The following is an 18738-nucleotide window of genomic DNA, read 5'->3' as shown; positions in this document are numbered from 1 at the left end:
CAAGAGTCGATCAATGGATTTGACATTGCCTTATAACGTAGATGACACGGGGCGCCAAATCGTCAGTCGGTGGGTGACAAAATTGGGCAGTAAATGGCTATTCATGCCCTGTCGGGCCTGTTGCCAATACGGCTGGCTACGGTCCAGGAAGGATTATGAGTGCGGAATGATGGTATCTGGTGAGTTGGCACGGTAAGTGCCTTTCAATGCGCAGGTCGTTCGACCTTCAACTAATTGGAGAATACATAATGAAGGCTCAAAAAGGCTTTACTTTGATTGAACTCATGATCGTGGTTGCCATTATCGGTATCCTAGCTGCCATTGCTCTGCCGGCTTACCAGAACTACATCAAACGTGCTGCCTATTCCGAAGTGACCGCCGGTATGGAACCCTACAAGGTGGGTGTCACCGAGTGCTTCCAGACCGAGGGTGCCCTCGCCACTTGCGCTACTGCCGGTTCTTACGGCATTCCGCCGGCGTTCAGTGGTCGCACCTCGGGCGTACTCGAGGAGATTCAAGTTGGTGCCAACGGCGTAATTACGGGCATTCCGAACGCCGTCAAGGGCATTCAGACTTCTGAGACTTGTGTTCTGACTCCCTCTGTGGGGGCAGGTAGCATCCTGGCCTGGCAATTCTCCGGCGCCTGTGTGACTGCTGGTTACGTCAAGCAGTAAGTGATGGGGCAGGCTTGTATCCCCTCACCAAGATGATGGCTTAGATACATGCTCTCCTGACAATGCCCCGCGATGCGGGGCATTGTTTTATGAGATGTCTGGTGGTGATTCGATGAAATCGATTGCGCGCACTTCTGCGTTCGCCCTTCTGTTTGGTGCGCTGTTGGCATTGTGCGCGCCGTTTCTGCAAAGTCCGCTAATCTTTGATGACCTGCACGCTTTCAGGGCTGGTGCCCTGGAGTCCATGAGCTCGCAGGGGGGGCAATTCGCACCACGAGCCTGGGTATTTGAAACCTTTGCCCTGACCAGCAAAGTGTTCAATGACACTCTCCTATGGATGCGCTTCGGTAATCTGCTTGCGCACGTGGGCGTAAGCTTTGTCCTGTATCTGTTGATTCGCCGTCTTCTGCATGATCTGGATAAGGCACCGGATAAATTTCTCGGGAAAGATGCGGCTGCGATGTTGTCAGCGGCCTTCTTTGCCATTCACCCTCTGGCGATCTATACGCAGGCTTATCTGGTCCAGCGGACGATAATCTGCGCGACCTTGTTCGCCCTGCTCAGCCTTTATTCATTCTGGCGCGGCCTGGGGGGCTCCCGGGCATCTCTCTGGCTTTCGCTGCCGCTGTTCGCGGTTTCCATCATGGCCAAAGAGCATGTAGTCATGATGCCGTTCGTGGCAGCACTGCTCTGGGTGCTTTATAAGCGCAGTGCTGCGGTGCAAAACCATTCGGTGCGCGAAGTCGCCATTGTGCTTCTCCTGCAGCTCACCCTATCCGTGCTTGTGATCCTGAGCTTCAGGTGGTGGTTGGTGGCTAATCCCTATGAGCAGTTGACCGGCGAAATGCTGCAAGGGGAGCTGAATCTGCCACAAGAAATGCTCTACCCGTTGAGTGTTCTCAATCAGCTGGGTTTGTTCTTCAAGTATCTGGGCCTATGGCTGCTACCCAATCCTGCCTGGTTGTCGGTGGACATGCGTGAGGCTTTTCCGTTGGGCTTCGGCGATCCGATGCTTTGGCTTGGACCCCTGGTTTTCGTGGGGTACATGCTGGGGGGAGGGCTGTTGCTTTGGCGGGGTGGAGCTGTCGGCCTGCTGGGGTTGGCTGTGCTGATTCCGGGGGTTCTATTCGCCACGGAGTTATCGACCGTGAGGCTGCAGGAGTGCTTCGTGCTTTATCGAAGCTACTTGTGGATGCCCGGCGCGTTTATCGCATTGGCGTTAGGTCTGTGCAGACTACGTCGCATGCTAGTGCTGCTGGTCCCCGTGATGATGCTGTTCTTCGTGGCGCTGTCCTTCGATCGCCTGAGTGTGTTGTCACGGCCTCAGTTGGTCTGGCTGGAGGCTCGGGACTTGCTCGAGCGTTCCGGCGAAGGCCCCGGAGTTCTGGGCGGCTATCGGATCTATTACAACGTGGGCGTTACGCTCGAAGAGATCGGTCGTAGCGAAGAGGCCCTGGAGAACTACAACCAGGCATTGGCGCGCAATCCAACCTATACGATGGCTTACCTGAATCGGGGCATCATCTATCTGAACCAGAAAAACTGGTCTGCTGCCCTGGCTGATTTCGACAAGGCCATCGAATTGGTACCGGTTTTCTTCAAGGCCTATCTTGGCAAAGCCCAGGCATTGGAGGGAGTCGGTCGTGCGGACGAGGCGAGGCAAGTCTTGCAGCAGGCGTGCGACCTGGGGGCCGGAGCTATCTGCGAGAAGCTCCAGGCGCAGAAGTAGTTCGTACGATGGATTATTTTCAGCTCTGGTTGGAGTGAGTCGTTGAATTCGGATTCGATAAGTCCCCGCGGGGCAGCTGTCCTGGCCGGGTTGCTGGCGCTGCTTGTATCGGTGCCGTTCTGCTTGCCGTTCCATTTTTATCCGGACGCCGACTTCATTTCGCAGACCAGTGCTTTCGTTCTGGCTCTGGCGATCCTGTTGGCGGGTATCGCCTGCCTGCCTCGTCTGCAGGTCGGTCTGTTCGACTTGGGCTTGCTGGCGTTCGCTGCACTGATCTATGTCGCGGGTGATGGAGCACCAGCACAGGTTGGTTTCGTCGTAGTCCTTGTGGCAGGCGTGCTCGGGATAGTTCTGCGTTCGACGGTCGCTCTGGGTAGCAGGAAGTTGCTGGTAGATGCGCTCATGTTGGGGGTGATGGCGGGGGCGCTTTTCAATCTGCTGGCAGGAGCAATACAGCTCTATGGGCTGGAGTGGGCTTTTCCTGGATATGTGTTCAGTGACAACAGACCGGACGAGTTGAATGTTGTGGGCAATATTGCCCAGCGAAATCTTTTCTGCAGCTACGTGTTTATCGGTTTCATGGCATTTGGACTGGCCAGACTCAAGCGGGGCGGCTCGTTGTTCGTGCTTGCTTTGCTGAGTCTTCCGGTTGGCCTGCTACTGGCCGCCAGTGGTTCCCGTTCGATATTGCTCTACCTGTTCTGGGGTGTGATCGCTTCGATTGTCTGGTTCGTGTGCTGGGGGCGGAGGCATCCGCACGGCCAGCGCTACCTGGCGTTCTTCATCCTGATCGCGCTCGGTTTCCTGGCCACGCAGTGGGCCTTGGGATGGCTGGTGCCGAATGCTGTCAGCGGTGTTGAGCGCGCTGCCGCTGGTGAGTCGATCCGCCTGGCCGAATGGTCCAAAGCCTGGCAAATCATCCAGCACAGTTTCCCCGCAGGGGTTGGTTGGTGGCGGTACGCTCCGAATAGCTTCCTGGTCCAGCTGCAGGGAGCGAGCCAGGCCGCCGCGGACAACAACTGGAGCCATGCTCACAACATCTTTCTGAACCTCTTTGCCGAGCTGGGATTGGCCGCGCTGCTACCCGTGATGGTGATGCTGGTTTTGGTGCTCCAGGTTATGGCAGCTCCCAGGAAGGAGGGCGGCTGGCTGTTCCTGTTCGTCACCTTCGGTGTGCTGTTCATACACAGCAATCTGGAGTTCCCGCTCTGGTACGTATGGGGACTCTATCTATTCGTATCCGTTGCCGCGATGGTGCCGGCGAAGAGCGTGGTCAGCTATGTGCCAACTGCGTGGATGCGAGGGGTTACGGCGTTGATCGTGGTTTCTGCTCTGGGATTCTCTGCTTGGTCCCTGGATGGGTTCGTGCGTCTGGTTCGTTACACGGCGCCGACCAGTGACCAGCAGGTGAACATCCAGCGTTTGCGGGAAATGAGCAGGCTCGCGGCCAACCCGCTGCTGACCTACTCGTCAGACCTTGTTTCGCTTGGCTATCTGCGTCCGGGGCAGAGTCCTCTGCTGTTCTGCCGTCTGGTTGATCTCAATTACGTTTTGCCGGGACCCGAGTTGCTTGACCACATGGCGCTGGAGGCGCTGTTGCGTGGAGAAAGAGAGTTTGCGCTGAGCGTAATCAGGAGTCGTTATCGGGTTTATCCCGGGATTGATGACAAGCTTCTGCAGAGGAACCTGGCGGAATTCTTGCGAGACAAGGATGAGTCATTACGTGGAGAAATTGCACAGGCCAAGTCAGGTGTGTTCGATTTCTCGAAAAGCTACCAGCTTCAGATCCCGCAACGCTGTTTGAAAACTACGGAGGTGGCGCTTACGGCGAGGTAATGGGGTGGCATCTGACAGGTGATTGCCCGCCATACCATCGTGGTGCTAATTTACGCCCGCCGCCGGTGTAGCTCAGTCGGTAGAGCAGCTCATTCGTAATGAGAAGGTCGGGGGTTCGATTCCTCTTACCGGCACCATGATCCAGGCAAAAAGCCCCGCAGGTTCTGCGGGGCTTTTTGTTTTCTGCGGGCTGGAAGGTTTTCCGCTGCGCTGCTACCTGGCCTTCCGGTCGATTTTCTCAGCGGTGCCGTACAGCTCCATCGCCGAGCACTGCATCAGGTCCGAGATGGCCTTGATGGCGTGGTGCAGGCCTTTCAGGTCGCGGTCGCTCAGGTGGTGTTCCAGGCCGTCGCAGCCCAGCAGGTCGGCGAGGGTGTTGAGGGCGTAGCTGGCTGTCAGAAGGCGGTCGCCGTGGCGATCGGCAATGCGGGCGAAGGTGTTCATGGTTCACCTCCAGCGGCTTTCCGGTTTGGGGTGGCGGTAGATACCCGGATGCGTGCATTCCTTGCGGGGATGTGGGTGTGCATGGTCAAAGCTCCTTTTGCCTGGGAGCTGCCACGAATCGCCGCGAAACGATTTGGGGTGGCAGCTGTGCACGGGTTCGCGGACCGGGGCAAAAGGAACCCGGCAGACCTTTCGGTCTCCCGCGCACAGCCGCCATGACTCGAGGTTGCGGGCACAAAGAAGCGCCAGCAATCAGATGGTCGGCGCTTGTGCGCCTTTTGCATTTCGGGCCGCGACGCCCGGCCCTGGAATTTGCCAGGACGGCCGCACCATAGCGGCACCCGGGGCGCATGGCAACGCCCCGAGGCTTGGCCAGGCGGGAATCAGAGCGTCAGACGCATCGACAGGTCGATGGCCTTCACATCCTTGGTCAGGGTGCCGATGGAAACGTAGTCGACGCCCGTTTCGGCGATGGTGCGCAGGGTGGTTTCGTTGACGCCGCCGGAGGCTTCGAGCTTGGCGCGGCCGTTGGTGAGGGTGACGGCGGTGCGCATGTCGTCGAGGCTGAGTTCGTCGAGCATGATGATGTCGGCGCCGGCATCGAGGGCTTGTTGCAGTTCGTCCAGGCTTTCCACTTCCACTTCTACCGGCTTGCCGGGGGCGATGCGCTGGGCGGCGGCGATGGCCTGGGCGATGCCGCCGGCGGCGGCGATGTGGTTTTCCTTGATGAGGAAGGCATCGTAGAGGCCGATGCGGTGGTTGTGGCCGCCGCCGCAGGTCACGGCGTATTTCTGCGCCAGGCGCAGGCCGGGCAGGGTTTTGCGGGTGTCGAGGAGTTTCACCTGGGTGCCTTTCACCAGTTCCACGTAGTGACCGACGCGGGTGGCGACGCCCGACAGGCACTGGAGGAAGTTCAGCGCGCTGCGCTCGCCGCTGAGCAGGGCGCGGGCCGGGCCTTCGAGGTGGAAGAGGGCCTGGTTGGCCTCGGCGCGATCGCCGTCCTGCACCTGCCATTCCACCTTCACGCGCGGGTCGAGCTGGCGGAATACCTCGTTCACCCAGGCCGTGCCGCTGATGATGGCCGCTTCGCGGGTGATCACGCTGGCGCGGGCCTGGCGGTCCTCGGGGATGAGCTGGGCGGTGATGTCACCGCTGCCGATGTCTTCCTTGAGGGCGGTACGTACGTTGGCCTCGATTTCGGCGGTGAGGTCAGCGAGGAGAAGGTTGGGCATGGTGGGCTCCGCAGGCAGGATGGCGGCGATTATAAAGGCTGCCGACGACTGGCGCAGTGCCGGGGAACAAGCGGTTGGTGCTTTCTGCTAGTACTCATGAGTGCGTCCGGTGTGCTGTGCGTTGGTCGGCGGGAATTCCTGCGTCTGTGATTTGAGTCATGTCTGTAGGAAATCTTCGCTTGGTTGTCACGGCATCATCCATATAATGCGTCGGAACTTTATATTTTTGACGCCAGCCAATTGACGTTATGGATGACTCCCCATGTTCGATTGCGGTCCGATGAACCCTTCGGAAGGGCCCGGCCTGCGGGAGGCTCGTGATGCAGACCGACGCTAAGGTAGTGCCGCTGAACAAGGGGGATGCCCAGCCATCGCCAACCCCATCGGCAACAAGGCTGCCGGTGGCCTTGACCCAGGTGCGCGACAAGGCGGCCTTGCAGCTGAGGCAGGCGCTTCAGGTGCTGTTCGACAATGCCGACGACACGCTCTTCGAGATGGCGGATCGTGCCACCAGCAACTCCGAGCAGAATGCCTTCTTCGAGGCGATGCGCGACCTGCGCCTCAAGCGCAAGAGCATCGAGCGGACCTTCCTGCACAAGGTCTTCGAGTCATTCTCTTCCCTCAATCAGTACGAGACAGGCGTGGTGCCGAAGCTGGACGCGGTGTCTTTCGACAGCCTGTCCCTGGTGCAGAACGACGAGCTGGAGGAAACCGTGGCGCTGGACGCCATGGTTGCCAAGGTGATGAACCGCGACGGCATCGCCCTCGGCCACCTCACGGCGCGTTTCAATGCCCTGGTCAGCAAGAAGATCGAAAACAAGAACAGCCCGCTGGGCCCGCGCCCGCTGTGCGAGGCCTTCCTCGACGCCTGCCACAGCCTGGGCGTGGAGATCAGGGTCAAGCTGATCATCCTCAAGCTGTTCGACAAATACGTCCTGGCGGAGCTCGACCAGGTTTACGCCGAGGCCAACCAGATTCTGGTCACCGTCGGCGTGCTTCCGGAACTGCGCTCGGCGCCGGCCCGGCGCCAGCCGGAGCGTTCCAGCACCGCCGCGCGCCCAGCCCAGGCCCAGACGGGCACTGCAGCAGGCAGTAGCCAGGTTTCCGAAGAAGGCGTGCAGGAAGTCTTTGGCGTGCTCCAGGACCTGCTGTCCCAGGTGCGCGGCAGCGGTGTGTTGCCGCGCCGGGAGTATCCGGCCGGTGCGGTGCCGGTCAGCAGCCTCGACCTGATGCGCATTCTTTCGCACCTGCAACAGCACCTGCCGCAGCAGCACGAGGATGACTACGACCTGCGGGTGAGCCTCGACCAGTTGCTCACCCGTGCCAGCGCCCGCAGCGGCCGGGTGCGGGTGGTGGGGCAGGTGGACGACGACGTCATCAACCTGGTGTCCATGCTGTTCGAGTTCATCCTCGACGACCGCACCCTGCCGGATTCGCTCAAGGCGCTGATCGGCCGGATGCAGATCCCCATGCTCAAGGTCGCCTTGCTGGACAAGACCTTCTTCAGCCGCGGCAGCCACCCGGCTCGCCGCCTGCTGAACGAGATCGCCTCCGCCGCCCTGGGCTGGGTGGAACAGGATGACGCCAAGCGCGACAGCCTCTACCACCGCATCGAACAGGTGGTGCAGCGCCTGCTGAACGATTTCGTCGACGACCCGGCGATCTTCTCCGAGCTGCTCGCCGAATTCCTTGCCTATACCGGCGATGAGCGCCGTCGCAGCGAATTGCTGGAACAGCGTACCCGCGACGCCGAAGAAGGCCGCGCCCGGACCGAACTGGCCCGCCGGCAGGTGGAAGAAGCCCTCAACCAGCGCCTGCTCGGCCGCACCTTGCCGGAAGTGGTGGTGCGCCTGCTGCAGGAAGCCTGGAGCAAGGTCATGCTGCTGACCTGCCTCAAGCACGGCGTGGAGTCGGCCGAATGGCAGTGCGCCCTGCAGACCCTGGATGACCTGATCTGGAGCGTGGAACCCCACGAAGCGCCGGAAGCCCGGGCGCGCCTGCTGGAGCTGGTGCCGGGGCTGCTCAAGTCCCTGCGCGAGGGGCTGGCCAGCGCCGCGTTCGATCCGTTCTCCACCAGCGAATTCTTCAGCCAGCTGGAAACCTTGCACATCCAGGCCTTCCAGCGTTTCGGCAAGCGCGAGCCGGTGGACGACGGCCTGGCGTCGCCGCCGCTGCTCGACCTGGCGGACGCGGAAAACGTGGACGAGGAAGCGGCGCCGGCCATGGTCGCGGTGGTCGAGGAGATCGTCCTGGCCTCGCCCGACGAGGCTCCGGCGCAGGAACCCGAGGACTGCCTCGCGGATGACGAAGAAGCCCTCGCTTTCGTCGACAACCTGCGGGTTGGCAGTTGGGTCGAATTCCAGGAAGACGAAGAGCACAAGCTGCGTTGCAAGCTGGCGGCGCTGATCAAGCCCACCGGCAAGTACATCTTCGTCAACCGCACCGGCATGAAGGTGCTGGAGAAGACCCGCATGAGCCTGGCCGTGGAGTTCCGTCGCAAGGCCATCCGGCTGCTGGACGATGCGTTGTTGTTCGACCGCGCATTGGAGTCGGTGATCGGCAATCTGCGGCGGCTCAAGGGGGCCTGATCGGGGTACCGCCCTGTAGGAGCGAGCTTGCTCGCGAATCGCATCGGCACCGTTCGCTGTAGGGTCGAATTCATTCGCCAGGCAGGCCGCAGGTCTGCCCGCCATGGCCGAAGAGGCAACTGCGTTGCCCTTGGCGATTGAAATCGCCCCCACAGAAGAGCCGGCCCGATGGTTGGATGATCCCGGATTGCATCCAGGCTACGAATGGGTTGCCACCGCTCCGGCGGTGTTTTCCTCTCGCTAAAATGGCTCCACCGCGCCTAAAGTGGGCGGCAGACCAAGGAGCCGATATGCAGCTGGACCCCGCATCCGGTTGGTGCCAGGGCATCAGCCATTGCCCATCGCCCAACTTCAATAGTCGCCCGCAGGGGGAAGTGTCCCTGCTGGTGATCCACAACATCAGCCTGCCGCCTGCCCAGTTCGGCACGGGCAAGGTGCAGGAATTCTTCCAGAATCGTCTCGACCCCAGCGAGCACCCCTATTTCGAGGGCATCTGCGACCTCAGGGTGTCGGCGCATTTCCTGATCGAGCGCGATGGCGCCGTCACCCAGTTCGTTTCCTGCCGGGAACGTGCTTGGCATGCCGGTGTGTCGCTGTTCGAGGGGCGGGACAACTGCAATGACTTTTCCGTAGGCGTTGAACTGGAAGGCACCGATGACCTGGCGTTCACGGAACCTCAGTACGCTTCGCTGATCGCATTGGTGGAGCAGTTGCGGCTTGCCTATCCGGCCATCACGCCGGAACGCATCTGCGGCCATAGCGACATCGCTCCCGGGCGCAAGACCGACCCGGGGCCGGCGTTCGACTGGCAGCGTTTGCGGGCCGCGCTCAAACAATAGGAACAAGGAGGGACCCATGTATTTTCTGGTGTTGTTGCTGGTGCTCTGGATCGAGAAATTCTCCGCCTGGCGCCGGCATATCCAGCAGGATGGTTTCTGGCTCAGGGAACTGGCCAGGGCCGAAGCCAATCCGCGCATGAGTGGGCGCCCCTGGGCGATCCTGGCGCTGCTGGTGCTGCTGCCCCTGGTGTTGCTGGCGCTGGTGCTGCTGGCCCTGGAGCCGTTTGCCTATGGCTGGCTGGCGCTGCCGGTGCACTTGTTGGTGATCATCTACAGCCTGGGCCGCGGCGACGTGCTGGCCGATATCGGCCCCTTCCGCGATGCCTGGCGGCGCGGCGATACCCAGGGCGCCTACCATGTCGCCGAGCGCGACCTCGGGCTGGAAGCGGACGAGGGCAGCGACCTGCTGCAGCAAGTGCAGGGCTATCAGCTGTGGCAGGCCTATCAGGGCTTTTTCGCGGTGATTTTCTGGTACGCGCTGCTCGGCCCGGTGGCGGCCTTGGCCTACCGGCTGCTCGCACTGGCCTCGGAGCATGCCGCCGCGCCCGCGCTGCGCGAACGCGCCGAGATGATCCGCCATGCCTTCGACTGGCTGCCGGTGCGCGTATTGGCGGCCAGTTTCTCGCTGGTGGGCAATTTCGTCGGTGTCAGCCGGGTGCTGTTGCATGAGCTGCTGAGCTGGGAAATTCCAGCGCGGCGCTACATCGAACTGGCTGGCCGCGCCGCCGCCGAATTGCCGGAGCCCACCACCGGCGACCTGGGTGTCGCAACCCTCGACGCCCTCTGGCAACTGCTGGTTCGCGCCGCCGTGCTCTGGTACGCCGGTTTCGCCGTCTGGGCCCTGCTGTTCTGACGTCCACCGTTCGCCCGCCCGAGCTACCGCCGGGCGGGTCCCGCCTCGCTTAACCTTTAATTACAGAAACTCCTGCCGATATCGCGTACACAGTTGGGCGCGCCGGAATTTTCTGACTTGGCTCACGGATTCATCTGAGTGAGTCGGACGGCGCCATGCAGCGTGGGGACGCTGCATGGCGCTGGCTGAGCGCGCCCAGAACAATAAATGAAAACAGGAGAAGTCTTGTGAAGACCCTGTTGTATCCTGCCATCGCGCTGATGAACCGCCTCAGCTTCGGGATGAAGTTCAGTCTGATCAGCGTTCTGTTTTTCCTGCCGATGTCGATCACCAATTTCTATCTGGTGCGCGACGCCTACCGCCAATTCGTCAGTACCCGCTCCGAACTGCAGAGCCTCGACCTGCTGGGCGCCAGCCTGAATGTGCGCCGCAGCCTGGAGAGCCTCAACGACCTGGTCCTGATCAACGCGATGATCGGCCAGTCCGGTCAGGCCGGGGACCTGGAAAAGCGTATCGTCTCGCTCGAGCAGGAACTGCTATCGACCCTCCAGGGGCTGGCGCCGGTGGCTTCCGAACCCGCGCAGGTCGAGGCCTTCAACAGCAAGCGCGACGAACTGCTCGGTGCCCTGCAGGCGGCCAAGGTGGAAACCTCGCTGCAGAGCAAGAGCGCGATGATCGAGAAGCTGCTGGGCAATGCCCAGGTCTTCATCAAGTTCGTCGCGGTCCAGGCGGGCCTCAGCCAGGACGAGCAGGCCGACGTGCGGCAGATCACCGAGCTGATCACCACCGCCACGCCGCAGGTGACCCGGACCCTCGGCCAGGGCCGCGCCATAGGCGCCTATTCCCTTGGCCAGGGCTTCCTCAACTCGGCCGCCAGCACCAAGCTGGACGACCTGCTGCTGGATCTGGACAAGCTCAACGCCGAGTACGGCCTGAAGATCGCCGATGCCCTGGAGGGCAGTCCGCGTGGCCACCAGGCTCTGGACGGCCTGACTGCGGCCAGCCGCGACACCCTCAAACAGAGCGCCTCGCTGTTCGAAGAGCAGGTGATCATGGCCGACACCCTCAGCACGCCCTGGCAGCAGTTCTACGACCAGGTCAGCGCTTCGCTGGAGAAGACCTATCAGCTCAACGACGGCGCCCTGGCCTTCCTCAAGGCCGAGCTGGAAAGCCGCCTCGCCGACAAGCGCATGCAGACCGTGCTGCTGGTTGTCGCGCTGCTGGTGGTGTTCCTCGCCATCCTCTACCTCTACAGCGGTTTCTACGTCTCCACCCGCACCACGCTGAAGAGCCTGGGCAAGGTGATGGACCAGGTCGCGGCCGGTGACATGACCGTCAGCTTCCGCGCCGAAAGCCGCGACGAACTGGGCGAGCTGGGCCAGGTGTTCAACGGCACCGTGGCGAAGATCCATGACCTGATCGAGCTGGTGGGCCATACCGTGGCCGAAGTGGAACGCCAGGCCGGCCGCGTGGAGCAGGTTTCCGGCGAAAGCAACCAGGCGGTGGCCGGGCAGCGCAGCCAGATCGAACAGGTGGCCACGGCGATGAACCAGATGTCCGCCACCGCGCAGGAAGTGGCGCGCAGCGCCGCCCAGGCGGTGGACAGCGCGCAAAGCGTCAACCAGGAAACCGTCAGCGGCCGTGCGCTGGTGGAATCGCAGTTGGGCAGCATCGAGAAGCTGGCCAGCGAAATCGATCAGTCGGTGAGCGTGATCAACCAGCTGGCGGCGGACAGCGCCTCCATCAGCCGCGTGCTGGAAGTGATCAAGGGCATTGCCGAGCAGACCAACCTGCTGGCCTTGAACGCCGCCATCGAAGCGGCGCGCGCCGGCGAGCAGGGGCGCGGCTTCGCCGTGGTGGCGGACGAGGTGCGCACCCTGGCCAAGCGTACCCAGCAGTCCACCGAGGAAATCGAGCAGATGATCGTCAAGCTGCAAGGTGGCGTCGGCGCGGCGGTGAAGGCGATGAACACCAGCCACCAGATGGCCGATGGCACCGTCAGCCAGTCCGGCAGGGTGCAGGCGGCGCTGGAGAACATCCTTGGCGCGGTGGGCATGATCGTCGACCAGAACCAGCAGATCGCCGCCGCCGCCGAGCAGCAGACCGCCGTGGCCCACGATATCGACCGCAACATTGTCGAGATCAACCACGCCGGCGAGCGCACCGCCCAGGGGGCGAACCAGACCGAGCAGGCGAGCCGCGAACTCTCCGGCCAGGTGGCTCAGCTCAAACAGTTGATCGGCGCGTTCCGCGTGTGACTCTGACTTGCCGGGTGCCATTGTGGGGGGCGAATTCATTCGCGAAGGGCAGCGCAGCTGCCCCGGGCTCCAAGGCAGACCTGCGGTCTGCTTAGCGAATGAATTCGCCCCCACAAGGAGGAGCCGCTCCGCTGCCAGTGCTGCCAGCCTGGTAGGGTGAGCTTTAGCCCACGCGGACCGGCGATGGTGGGCTGAAGCCCACAGTCTTGCCGGGTGTCACAGGGAAGAAGCCGCCCCGCCGGCAGGGCTACCAGCCGAACACCTCACAGGCATTGCGCGTGCTGGCCTCGGCCAGTTCCTCGGGCGTGACGCCGCGAATCTGTGCCAGTGCCGCGCAGATGTCCGGCAGGAACTCCGGACTGTTACGCCCGTAAGGGTGCATGGCGGGCGCCATGTCCGGCGAGTCGGTTTCCAGCACGATGTCTTCCAGCGGCAGCTGGGCCACCACTTTGCGCAGGCGATTGGCCTGGGGCCAGGTGGGGGCACCGCCGAGGCCGAGGCGAAAGCCCAGCTTGCGGTATTCCTTCGCTTCTTCAACGCTACCGGCGAAGGCGTGGACGATGCCGGGGCGCTTGAGGCGGAAGCGCTTGAGGGTGGCGATCACCGCCGCGTGGCTGCGCCGGACATGGAGCAGGGGCGGCAATTCGAACTCGGCCGCCAGGGCCAGCTGGGCTTCGAACAGACGCTGCTGGGCGTCGCGGTCCAGTTCGGGGACGAAATAGTCCAGGCCGATTTCCCCCACGGCGCACAGCTTTGGGTGGCCGGCATGGCGTTCCAGCCACTCGCGCAGTTCGAGCAGATGCTGGTCCCGGTGGTGCGCCAGATAGACCGGATGCAGGCCGAGGGTGGTGTAGAAGCCGTCCTCGGCGTTGGCCAGGTCCCAGACCCGCTGCCAGTTGTCGCGGAACACCCCGAGCAGGACCTGGCGCAGCACGCCCAGGGCGCGGCAGCGCGCCAGCACCTCGTCGCGGTCGGCGTCGAAATCGGGGAAATCCAGGTGGTTGTGGGTATCGATCAGCATGGTCGCCAGCATATACCGCCGGAACCCGCCTGGCATGCCCATTCCCGGGGCTTTCGGGGCGTTTTTTATGGTGCATCCGCTCTGTCTCGGGGCATTGCGCGAGGCCGCTGGAGCAGGGCGAAAAAAGTTATTGAACACTCGTTCATGCTTGGCTATGGTTGGGCCACTCGCCGGTTCGCCGATGCAACCACGTGACCCGGATTCCACCATTTGCAATGGGGCCCGAACATGCGTTTCGCTTCGCTTGTGGAGAGAATGGCAGGGCCAGGCACAGCAGCCTGGGATATTCACTACGCGGCCATCGCCGCCCAGCGCGCGGGCGAGGACGTGATAGTCCTCAGCATTGGCGACCCGGATTTCGCCACCCCCGAACCCATCACCAACGCCGCCATCGAAGCCCTTCGCGCCGGCGATACCCATTACTGCGACGTCGCCGGCCGCCCCGAGCTGCGCCAGGCCATTGCCGAGCTGCATGGCCGCCTCACCGGGCAGGCGGTTTCGGCAGACAGCGCCATCCTCGTGGCGGGGGCGCAGAACGGCCTTTATGCGGCCGCCATGTGCCTGCTGGAAGCGGGGGATGAAGTCATCGTCTTCGACCCGGTCTACGTCACCTACGAAGCCACCCTGAAGGCGACCGGCGCCAGTCTGGTGCGGGTGCCTTGTCCGGCAGCGGGCGGATTCCGTCCCGACCTCGAGGCCCTGAAGGGCGCCATCAGCGAGCGTACCCGAGCCATCTTCTTCGCCAACCCGAACAACCCGACCGGCGTGGTGCTGAGTGCGGAAGAGATGCAGGCCATCGCCGACCTGGCCCGGCAGCACGATCTGTGGGTGGTGGTGGACGAGGTCTACGAGAGCCTCACCTTCGAGCAGCCGCACCAGTACTTCGCCACCCTCGACGGCATGCGCGAGCGCACCGTGAGCATCGGCAGCCTGTCCAAGTCCCACGCCATGACCGGCTGGCGCACCGGCTGGGTGGTCGCCAGCCCGGCGCTGGTGGCGCACATCGAGAACCTTGCGCTCAACATGCTCTATGGGCTCCCGGGTTTCGTGCAGGAAGCCGCGCTGGCCGCGGTGCTCGCCTACGACCAGGTGACTGCCGGGATGCGCGAGCTCTACCGGCGTCGCCGCGACCTGGTGGTGGACGCGCTGCAGGACTGCGCGCCGCTCAAGGTACTCAGGCCCGAGGCGGGCATGTTCGTTCTGCTGGATGTGCGGGGCAGCGGCCTCAGCTCCCTGGAATTCGCCTGGCAGCTGTTCCGCGAAACCGGTGTCGCGGTCCTCGATGCCGCCGCCTTCGGCCCTGCCGCCAGCGGTTTCGTGCGGATCTCCTACAGCCTGGGCGAGGAGCAGCTGGCGGACGCCTGTGCACGCATCCGCCGCTTCGCCTCCGGCCTGAAGCCGGCCCCGGTCATCGAGGTCATCACCACTGCTGCACCTGGCGCCAGTGCGGCCGCAGCGGAGGTGCCGAAGATGGTGGAGGTGGATTCCATCCACAAACGTTTCGGCCAGTTCGAAGTGCTCAAGGGCGTTTCGCTGACCGCGCGGGAGGGTGGCGTCGTCTCCCTGATCGGCGCCAGCGGCTCGGGCAAGAGCACCCTGCTGCGCTGCATCAACATGCTGGAAATTCCCAACCAGGGCACGGTCAAGGTCGACGGCGAGAGCATCCGCCTCACCACCAACCGCATCGGCGAGCCCGTGGTGGCGGACCAGAAGCAACTGACCCGCATCCGCTCGCGGCTCGGCATGGTGTTCCAGAGCTTCAACCTCTGGCCCCACCGCACCGTGCTGGAGAACCTCATCGAAGCGCCGATCCAGGTCCTGCGCGAAACCCGCGCCGAAGCCATCGATCGCGCCGAGGCCCTGCTGGAGCGGGTCGGCCTGGCCGCCAAGCGCCACGAATACCCGTCATTCCTTTCCGGTGGCCAGCAGCAGCGGGTGGCTATTGCCCGTGCGCTGGCGGTGGAGCCCAAGGTGATGCTGTTCGACGAGCCCACTTCGGCGCTCGACCCGGAACTGGTCGGCGAGGTGTTGCGGGTGATCCGCTCCCTGGCCGAAGAGGGCCGCACCATGATCCTGGTCACCCACGAAATGGCCTTTGCCCGCGACGTTTCCAGCCACGTCGCCTTCCTTCACCAGGGGCGCATCGAAGAAGAAGGGCCACCCCAGGAGGTCTTCCTGCGGCCGCGCAGCGAGCGTTGCCGGCAGTTCGTCACGGCACACCAGAATCGTTGACTCCGGCCGCCGGTGCGGCCAGTTCGAAAAGCTCTAACCACAACAACATCAAGCAGGGCGGAAACCATGAAGAAGTCTCAACTGGCACGTTGGATGGCAGGTGCGGTAATGCTCATGGCCGGCGCGGCAGGCGCCCAGGCCGAGACCCTGAAGTTCGCGATGGCGGCCGAACCCTACCCGCCATTCTCCAGCAAACAGCCGAATGGCCAGTGGGCGGGCTTCGAGCCTGACCTGATCCACGCCCTCTGCGCGCAGATGAAGGCCGAGTGCGAGATCGACGAGGTGGCCTGGGACGGGCTGATTCCCGCGCTGATGGCGAAGAAGGTCGACGTGATCTTCAACTCGATGTCGGTTACCGAGGAGCGCGAAAAGCAGATCGCCTTCAGCCGCGCCTACTACGACACCCCGGTGGCAGTGGCCGCCCCCGCAGCGCTGGATATCGCCATCACCCCGGAAGGACTCAAGGGCAAGGCGATCGGCGTGCAGCTCTCCACCGTGAGTTCCAACTACCTGAAGAAGTACTACGACGGCATCGCCGACGTGCGCTACTACGACACCCAGGATTCGGTGAACGCCGACCTGGTGGCGGGGCGCATCGACCTGATGATGGCCGATGGCATTGCCATCAGCGCCTTCCTCAAATCCCCCGATGCGCAGGCCGCGGGTATCGAGAACAAGGGCCTGGTGCCCCATGACCCGCTGTTCGGCCGTGGCGTGGGGGCCGGCCTGCGCAAGGAAGACACCGCCCTCAAGGCCAGGCTCGACGAGGCCATCGGCAAGCTGCTGGCCAGCGAGGATTACAAGGCCATCTCCGCCAAGTACTTCGACGTCAGCGTTGCGCCGAAGCAGTGACCTCCGACGCCATCCCGGCCTGGTCGGGATGGCGCGCTTTTCGCCTGGATGAGGGCCTGCAATGCAGTCTTACTTTGAACTGGTCGGCTTCGGTGCCCAGGGCTGGGGACCGGCGCTGCTGAAGGGGTTGTGGGTAACCCTGCAGATTTCCGTCGGCGCCTTCCTGGTCGGCATGCTGATCGGCCTGGCCGTCGCCATGGGCAAGCTCAATGGCCCGCGCCCCGTGGCGCAACTGATGCGCGGCTACACGACCCTGTGCCGGGCGGTGCCCGAGCTGTTGCTGATCCTCCTGCTCTACTACGTCGGTTCGATGGGGCTGAACCAGCTGTTCGCCTGGCTTGGCCACGGCGACGTCAAGCTCAACGGCACCGTGGTGGCGATCGCGGTGCTCGGGCTGGTGCAGGGCGCCTACGCCTCGGAAATCTTCCGGGGTGCCATCCAGGCAATCCCCCATGGCCAGATCGAAGCGGCACGCGCTTTCGGCATGAACGGTTTCAGCCTGTTCCGGCGCGTGACCCTGCCGATCATGGCGCCCAACGCGCTGGCGGGCATGGCCAACCTCTGGGTCAACCTGATCAAGGACAGCGCCCTGATCAGCGTGGTGGGCACCAACGAACTGCTCTTCACCGCCAAACAGGCGGCCGGGTCCACACGCTCCTACCTGACCTTCTATCTCACCGCGGCGGCGTTCTATTACCTGCTGACGGTGCTCTCCAACCTGTTGTCTGGCTGGCTCGAGCGGCGCTTCCGTCGCTGGACCCCGTCGGTGTGAGCGAGGGCAGGCAATGACCGCTACCTGGATCTTCGACTACGGCAAACTGCTGCTCAGCGGCCTCGGCACCACCTTGCTCATCCTCGTCATCTCCGCCGTGCTGGGCTTCGCCCTGGCACTGCTGGTCGCCCTGGCGCGGATGTCACGCAACCCGCTGCTGGCGGGGGCGAGCCTCGCCTACACCAGCGTGATTCGCGGCACGCCGCTGCTGGTGCAGATCTACATCTTCTATTACGGCCTGGGCAGCCTGTTCGCCCAGTTCCCGCTGATCCGCGGCAGCTTCCTCTGGCCCTACCTGCGCGATGGTTTCTGGTACATCGTCATCGCCCTGGTGCTCTCGGTGGGGGCCTATGTGGGGGAGGTGATTCGCGGGGGCATGAAGTCGGTGCCCCGGGGGGAACTGGAGGCCGCCGCCGCCTTCGGCATGCGCCAGCGCCTGGTGCTGTTCCGGGTCTGGCTGCCCCGGGCGCTCCGCTTGCTATTGCCAACGCTGGCCGGTGAAACGGTGATGCTGCTCAAGTCCACGGCGCTGGCTTCGACCGTGGCAGTGGTGGACCTGCTGGGCGCCGCCAACGTGGTGCGTGCGCAGACCTTCCAGGTCTACCAGCCATTGCTGCTGGTGGCGGGCATCTACATCTGCCTGACGTTCATGATCGAAACGGGTTTCGGCTTGGCGGAGCGACGCAGCATGTTTCGCCGGGCGAATTAGGAGGAGCTTTACCTTGTAGGGTTCAGGCGTAAGCGCCGCGGCGCAGGCTGTCGACCCAGCGGCGGCTGATTTCCAGTCCTTCCTCGGCGCTGAAGTTGGCGGGGTTCAGGCACCATTCCAGCCACAGGCCGTCGAGCATGGCCGACAGGGCGATGGCCGCCAGGCGTGGTTTGGCGATGGCAAAACCTTCTTCCCTGGCCAGCTCCGAGAGCAGTTGCTCCAGCAGCACCAGAGAACCGCCGTAGGTGCGTTCGTGGGCTTCGTTCACTTGCGGGGAATGGCGGATCAGGCTCCAGAACACCACCCAGGGACTGAGCAGGTCGGGGTCGAGGGTGAGCGGCGAGAAGTAGCCGGTGAGGTAGGCTTCGAGGCGCGCGGCAGGCGCCGGTCCGGCGGCTTCGATGCGTGCCATCAGGGCCTGGTTGACCTCGCTGGCGAGGGTCTCGTAGGCCTGCGCGACCAGGGCGTCGATACTGCCGAAGTAGTGATTGATCAGTCCAACGGCGACATTGGCCTCCCTGGCGATGCGGCGCACCGAAATGCCGGCATGTCCCTCGGCGACCAGGCAGCGCAGGGCGGCGCGCACCAGATGCTCGCGGCGTTCGTCAGGGTTGGTGCGGGGCTGTCTTTCGCGGGGTGTATCCAAGGGGCGATTTCCTTCGCTCGATAGGCCGGGATAGTAGCGCCTGGCTCGATGAC

15 protein-coding genes and 1 tRNA gene are annotated in these 18738 nt (G+C 63.3%); 12 read left to right on the top strand and 4 right to left on the bottom strand.

What is annotated here, in order from left to right; all coding sequences use genetic code 11:
• The first annotated feature begins 248 nt into the window (after positions 1–248).
• The 4 genes from ACFW0B_RS02045 to ACFW0B_RS02030 all read left to right on the top strand — a co-directional run bounded on the left by ACFW0B_RS02045 (position 249) and on the right by ACFW0B_RS02030 (position 4376).
• Positions 249–674, top strand: a complete 426-nt coding sequence (locus ACFW0B_RS02045; RefSeq protein WP_449146280.1) for a pilin — start codon at positions 249–251, stop codon at positions 672–674.
• A 112-nt stretch (positions 675–786) separates the two neighbouring features.
• Positions 787–2403: a tetratricopeptide repeat protein gene (locus tag ACFW0B_RS02040; RefSeq protein ID WP_449146279.1), complete on the top strand. Its 1617-nt coding sequence runs from the start codon at positions 787–789 to the stop codon at positions 2401–2403.
• A 42-nt stretch (positions 2404–2445) separates the two neighbouring features.
• Positions 2446–4239, top strand: a complete 1794-nt coding sequence (locus ACFW0B_RS02035) for a PglL family O-oligosaccharyltransferase (RefSeq protein ID WP_449146278.1) — start codon at positions 2446–2448, stop codon at positions 4237–4239.
• Positions 4240–4300: 61 nt separating this feature from the next.
• Positions 4301–4376: transfer RNA gene (locus ACFW0B_RS02030), tRNA-Thr, on the top strand.
• Between the two features lie 76 nt (positions 4377–4452).
• Here ACFW0B_RS02030 and ACFW0B_RS02025 read toward each other — a convergent pair.
• Together ACFW0B_RS02025 and nadC are read right to left on the bottom strand one after the other, a co-directional pair.
• A complete protein-coding gene (locus tag ACFW0B_RS02025) occupies positions 4453–4683 on the bottom strand; it encodes a hypothetical protein (protein WP_449146277.1) in 231 nt (76 codons plus the stop codon).
• Positions 4684–5066: 383 nt separating this feature from the next.
• Positions 5067–5915: a carboxylating nicotinate-nucleotide diphosphorylase gene (gene nadC, locus ACFW0B_RS02020; protein WP_449146276.1), complete on the bottom strand. Its 849-nt coding sequence runs from the start codon at positions 5913–5915 to the stop codon at positions 5067–5069.
• A gap of 320 nt (positions 5916–6235) precedes the next feature.
• Between nadC and ACFW0B_RS02015 the strand changes: the two genes are divergently transcribed.
• From ACFW0B_RS02015 to ACFW0B_RS25965, 4 genes are all read left to right on the top strand, one after another.
• Complete coding sequence (locus ACFW0B_RS02015) at positions 6236–8503, top strand: DUF1631 domain-containing protein (RefSeq protein WP_449146275.1); 2268 nt, start codon at positions 6236–6238, stop codon at positions 8501–8503.
• A 290-nt stretch (positions 8504–8793) separates the two neighbouring features.
• Entirely contained in the window at positions 8794–9342 is a 549-nt protein-coding gene (ampD, locus tag ACFW0B_RS02010; RefSeq protein WP_449146274.1) for a 1,6-anhydro-N-acetylmuramyl-L-alanine amidase AmpD, read from the top strand.
• A 16-nt stretch (positions 9343–9358) separates the two neighbouring features.
• Positions 9359–10195 (top strand): regulatory signaling modulator protein AmpE, encoded by an 837-nt coding sequence (gene ampE, locus ACFW0B_RS02005; RefSeq protein ID WP_449146273.1) that lies wholly within the window; start codon positions 9359–9361, stop codon positions 10193–10195.
• 227 nt (positions 10196–10422) lie between these two features.
• Positions 10423–12453: a methyl-accepting chemotaxis protein gene (locus ACFW0B_RS25965; protein ID WP_459251678.1), complete on the top strand. Its 2031-nt coding sequence runs from the start codon at positions 10423–10425 to the stop codon at positions 12451–12453.
• A 247-nt stretch (positions 12454–12700) separates the two neighbouring features.
• On the opposite strand, the gene ACFW0B_RS01990 is transcribed toward ACFW0B_RS25965, so the two are convergent.
• Positions 12701–13474, bottom strand: coding sequence for a TatD family hydrolase (locus ACFW0B_RS01990; protein ID WP_449146272.1), 774 nt, complete (start codon positions 13472–13474; stop codon positions 12701–12703).
• Between the two features lie 228 nt (positions 13475–13702).
• On the opposite strand from ACFW0B_RS01990, the gene ACFW0B_RS01985 reads away from it, so the two are divergent.
• From ACFW0B_RS01985 to ACFW0B_RS01970, 4 genes are all read left to right on the top strand, one after another.
• Positions 13703–15706, top strand: a complete 2004-nt coding sequence (locus ACFW0B_RS01985) for an aminotransferase class I/II-fold pyridoxal phosphate-dependent enzyme (RefSeq protein ID WP_449146271.1) — start codon at positions 13703–13705, stop codon at positions 15704–15706.
• A gap of 66 nt (positions 15707–15772) precedes the next feature.
• Entirely contained in the window at positions 15773–16558 is a 786-nt protein-coding gene (locus tag ACFW0B_RS01980; protein WP_449146270.1) for a transporter substrate-binding domain-containing protein, read from the top strand.
• A 61-nt stretch (positions 16559–16619) separates the two neighbouring features.
• Positions 16620–17330, top strand: coding sequence for an ABC transporter permease (locus ACFW0B_RS01975; RefSeq protein WP_449146269.1), 711 nt, complete (start codon positions 16620–16622; stop codon positions 17328–17330).
• 13 nt (positions 17331–17343) lie between these two features.
• A complete protein-coding gene (locus ACFW0B_RS01970) occupies positions 17344–18039 on the top strand; it encodes an ABC transporter permease subunit (RefSeq protein WP_449146268.1) in 696 nt (231 codons plus the stop codon).
• A gap of 22 nt (positions 18040–18061) precedes the next feature.
• Here ACFW0B_RS01970 and ACFW0B_RS01965 read toward each other — a convergent pair whose 3' ends face one another.
• A complete protein-coding gene (locus ACFW0B_RS01965; protein WP_449146267.1) occupies positions 18062–18685 on the bottom strand; it encodes a TetR family transcriptional regulator C-terminal domain-containing protein in 624 nt (207 codons plus the stop codon).
• Between the last annotated feature and the right edge of the window lie 53 nt (positions 18686–18738).

The sequence above is a fragment of the Metapseudomonas phytobenefica genome (assembly GCF_043392685.1).
Classification (GTDB): domain Bacteria; phylum Pseudomonadota; class Gammaproteobacteria; order Pseudomonadales; family Pseudomonadaceae; genus Metapseudomonas.
This window is presented reverse-complemented; position numbering and strand designations above follow the sequence as displayed.

Coding starts and splice junctions, on each gene's coding strand:
- ACFW0B_RS02040 (WP_449146279.1), top strand. CDS start 787: ATGAAATCGATTGCGCGCACTTCTGCGTTCGCCCTTCTGTTTGGTGCG.
- ACFW0B_RS01980 (WP_449146270.1), top strand. CDS start 15,773: ATGAAGAAGTCTCAACTGGCACGTTGGATGGCAGGTGCGGTAATGCTC.
- ACFW0B_RS01985 (WP_449146271.1), top strand. CDS start 13,703: ATGCGTTTCGCTTCGCTTGTGGAGAGAATGGCAGGGCCAGGCACAGCA.
- ACFW0B_RS02015 (WP_449146275.1), top strand. CDS start 6,236: ATGCAGACCGACGCTAAGGTAGTGCCGCTGAACAAGGGGGATGCCCAG.
- ACFW0B_RS01975 (WP_449146269.1), top strand. CDS start 16,620: ATGCAGTCTTACTTTGAACTGGTCGGCTTCGGTGCCCAGGGCTGGGGA.
- nadC (WP_449146276.1), bottom strand. CDS start 5,915: ATGCCCAACCTTCTCCTCGCTGACCTCACCGCCGAAATCGAGGCCAAC.
- ACFW0B_RS01970 (WP_449146268.1), top strand. CDS start 17,344: ATGACCGCTACCTGGATCTTCGACTACGGCAAACTGCTGCTCAGCGGC.
- ACFW0B_RS02045 (WP_449146280.1), top strand. CDS start 249: ATGAAGGCTCAAAAAGGCTTTACTTTGATTGAACTCATGATCGTGGTT.
- ampD (WP_449146274.1), top strand. CDS start 8,794: ATGCAGCTGGACCCCGCATCCGGTTGGTGCCAGGGCATCAGCCATTGC.
- ACFW0B_RS02025 (WP_449146277.1), bottom strand. CDS start 4,683: ATGAACACCTTCGCCCGCATTGCCGATCGCCACGGCGACCGCCTTCTG.
- ACFW0B_RS01990 (WP_449146272.1), bottom strand. CDS start 13,474: ATGCTGATCGATACCCACAACCACCTGGATTTCCCCGATTTCGACGCC.
- ampE (WP_449146273.1), top strand. CDS start 9,359: ATGTATTTTCTGGTGTTGTTGCTGGTGCTCTGGATCGAGAAATTCTCC.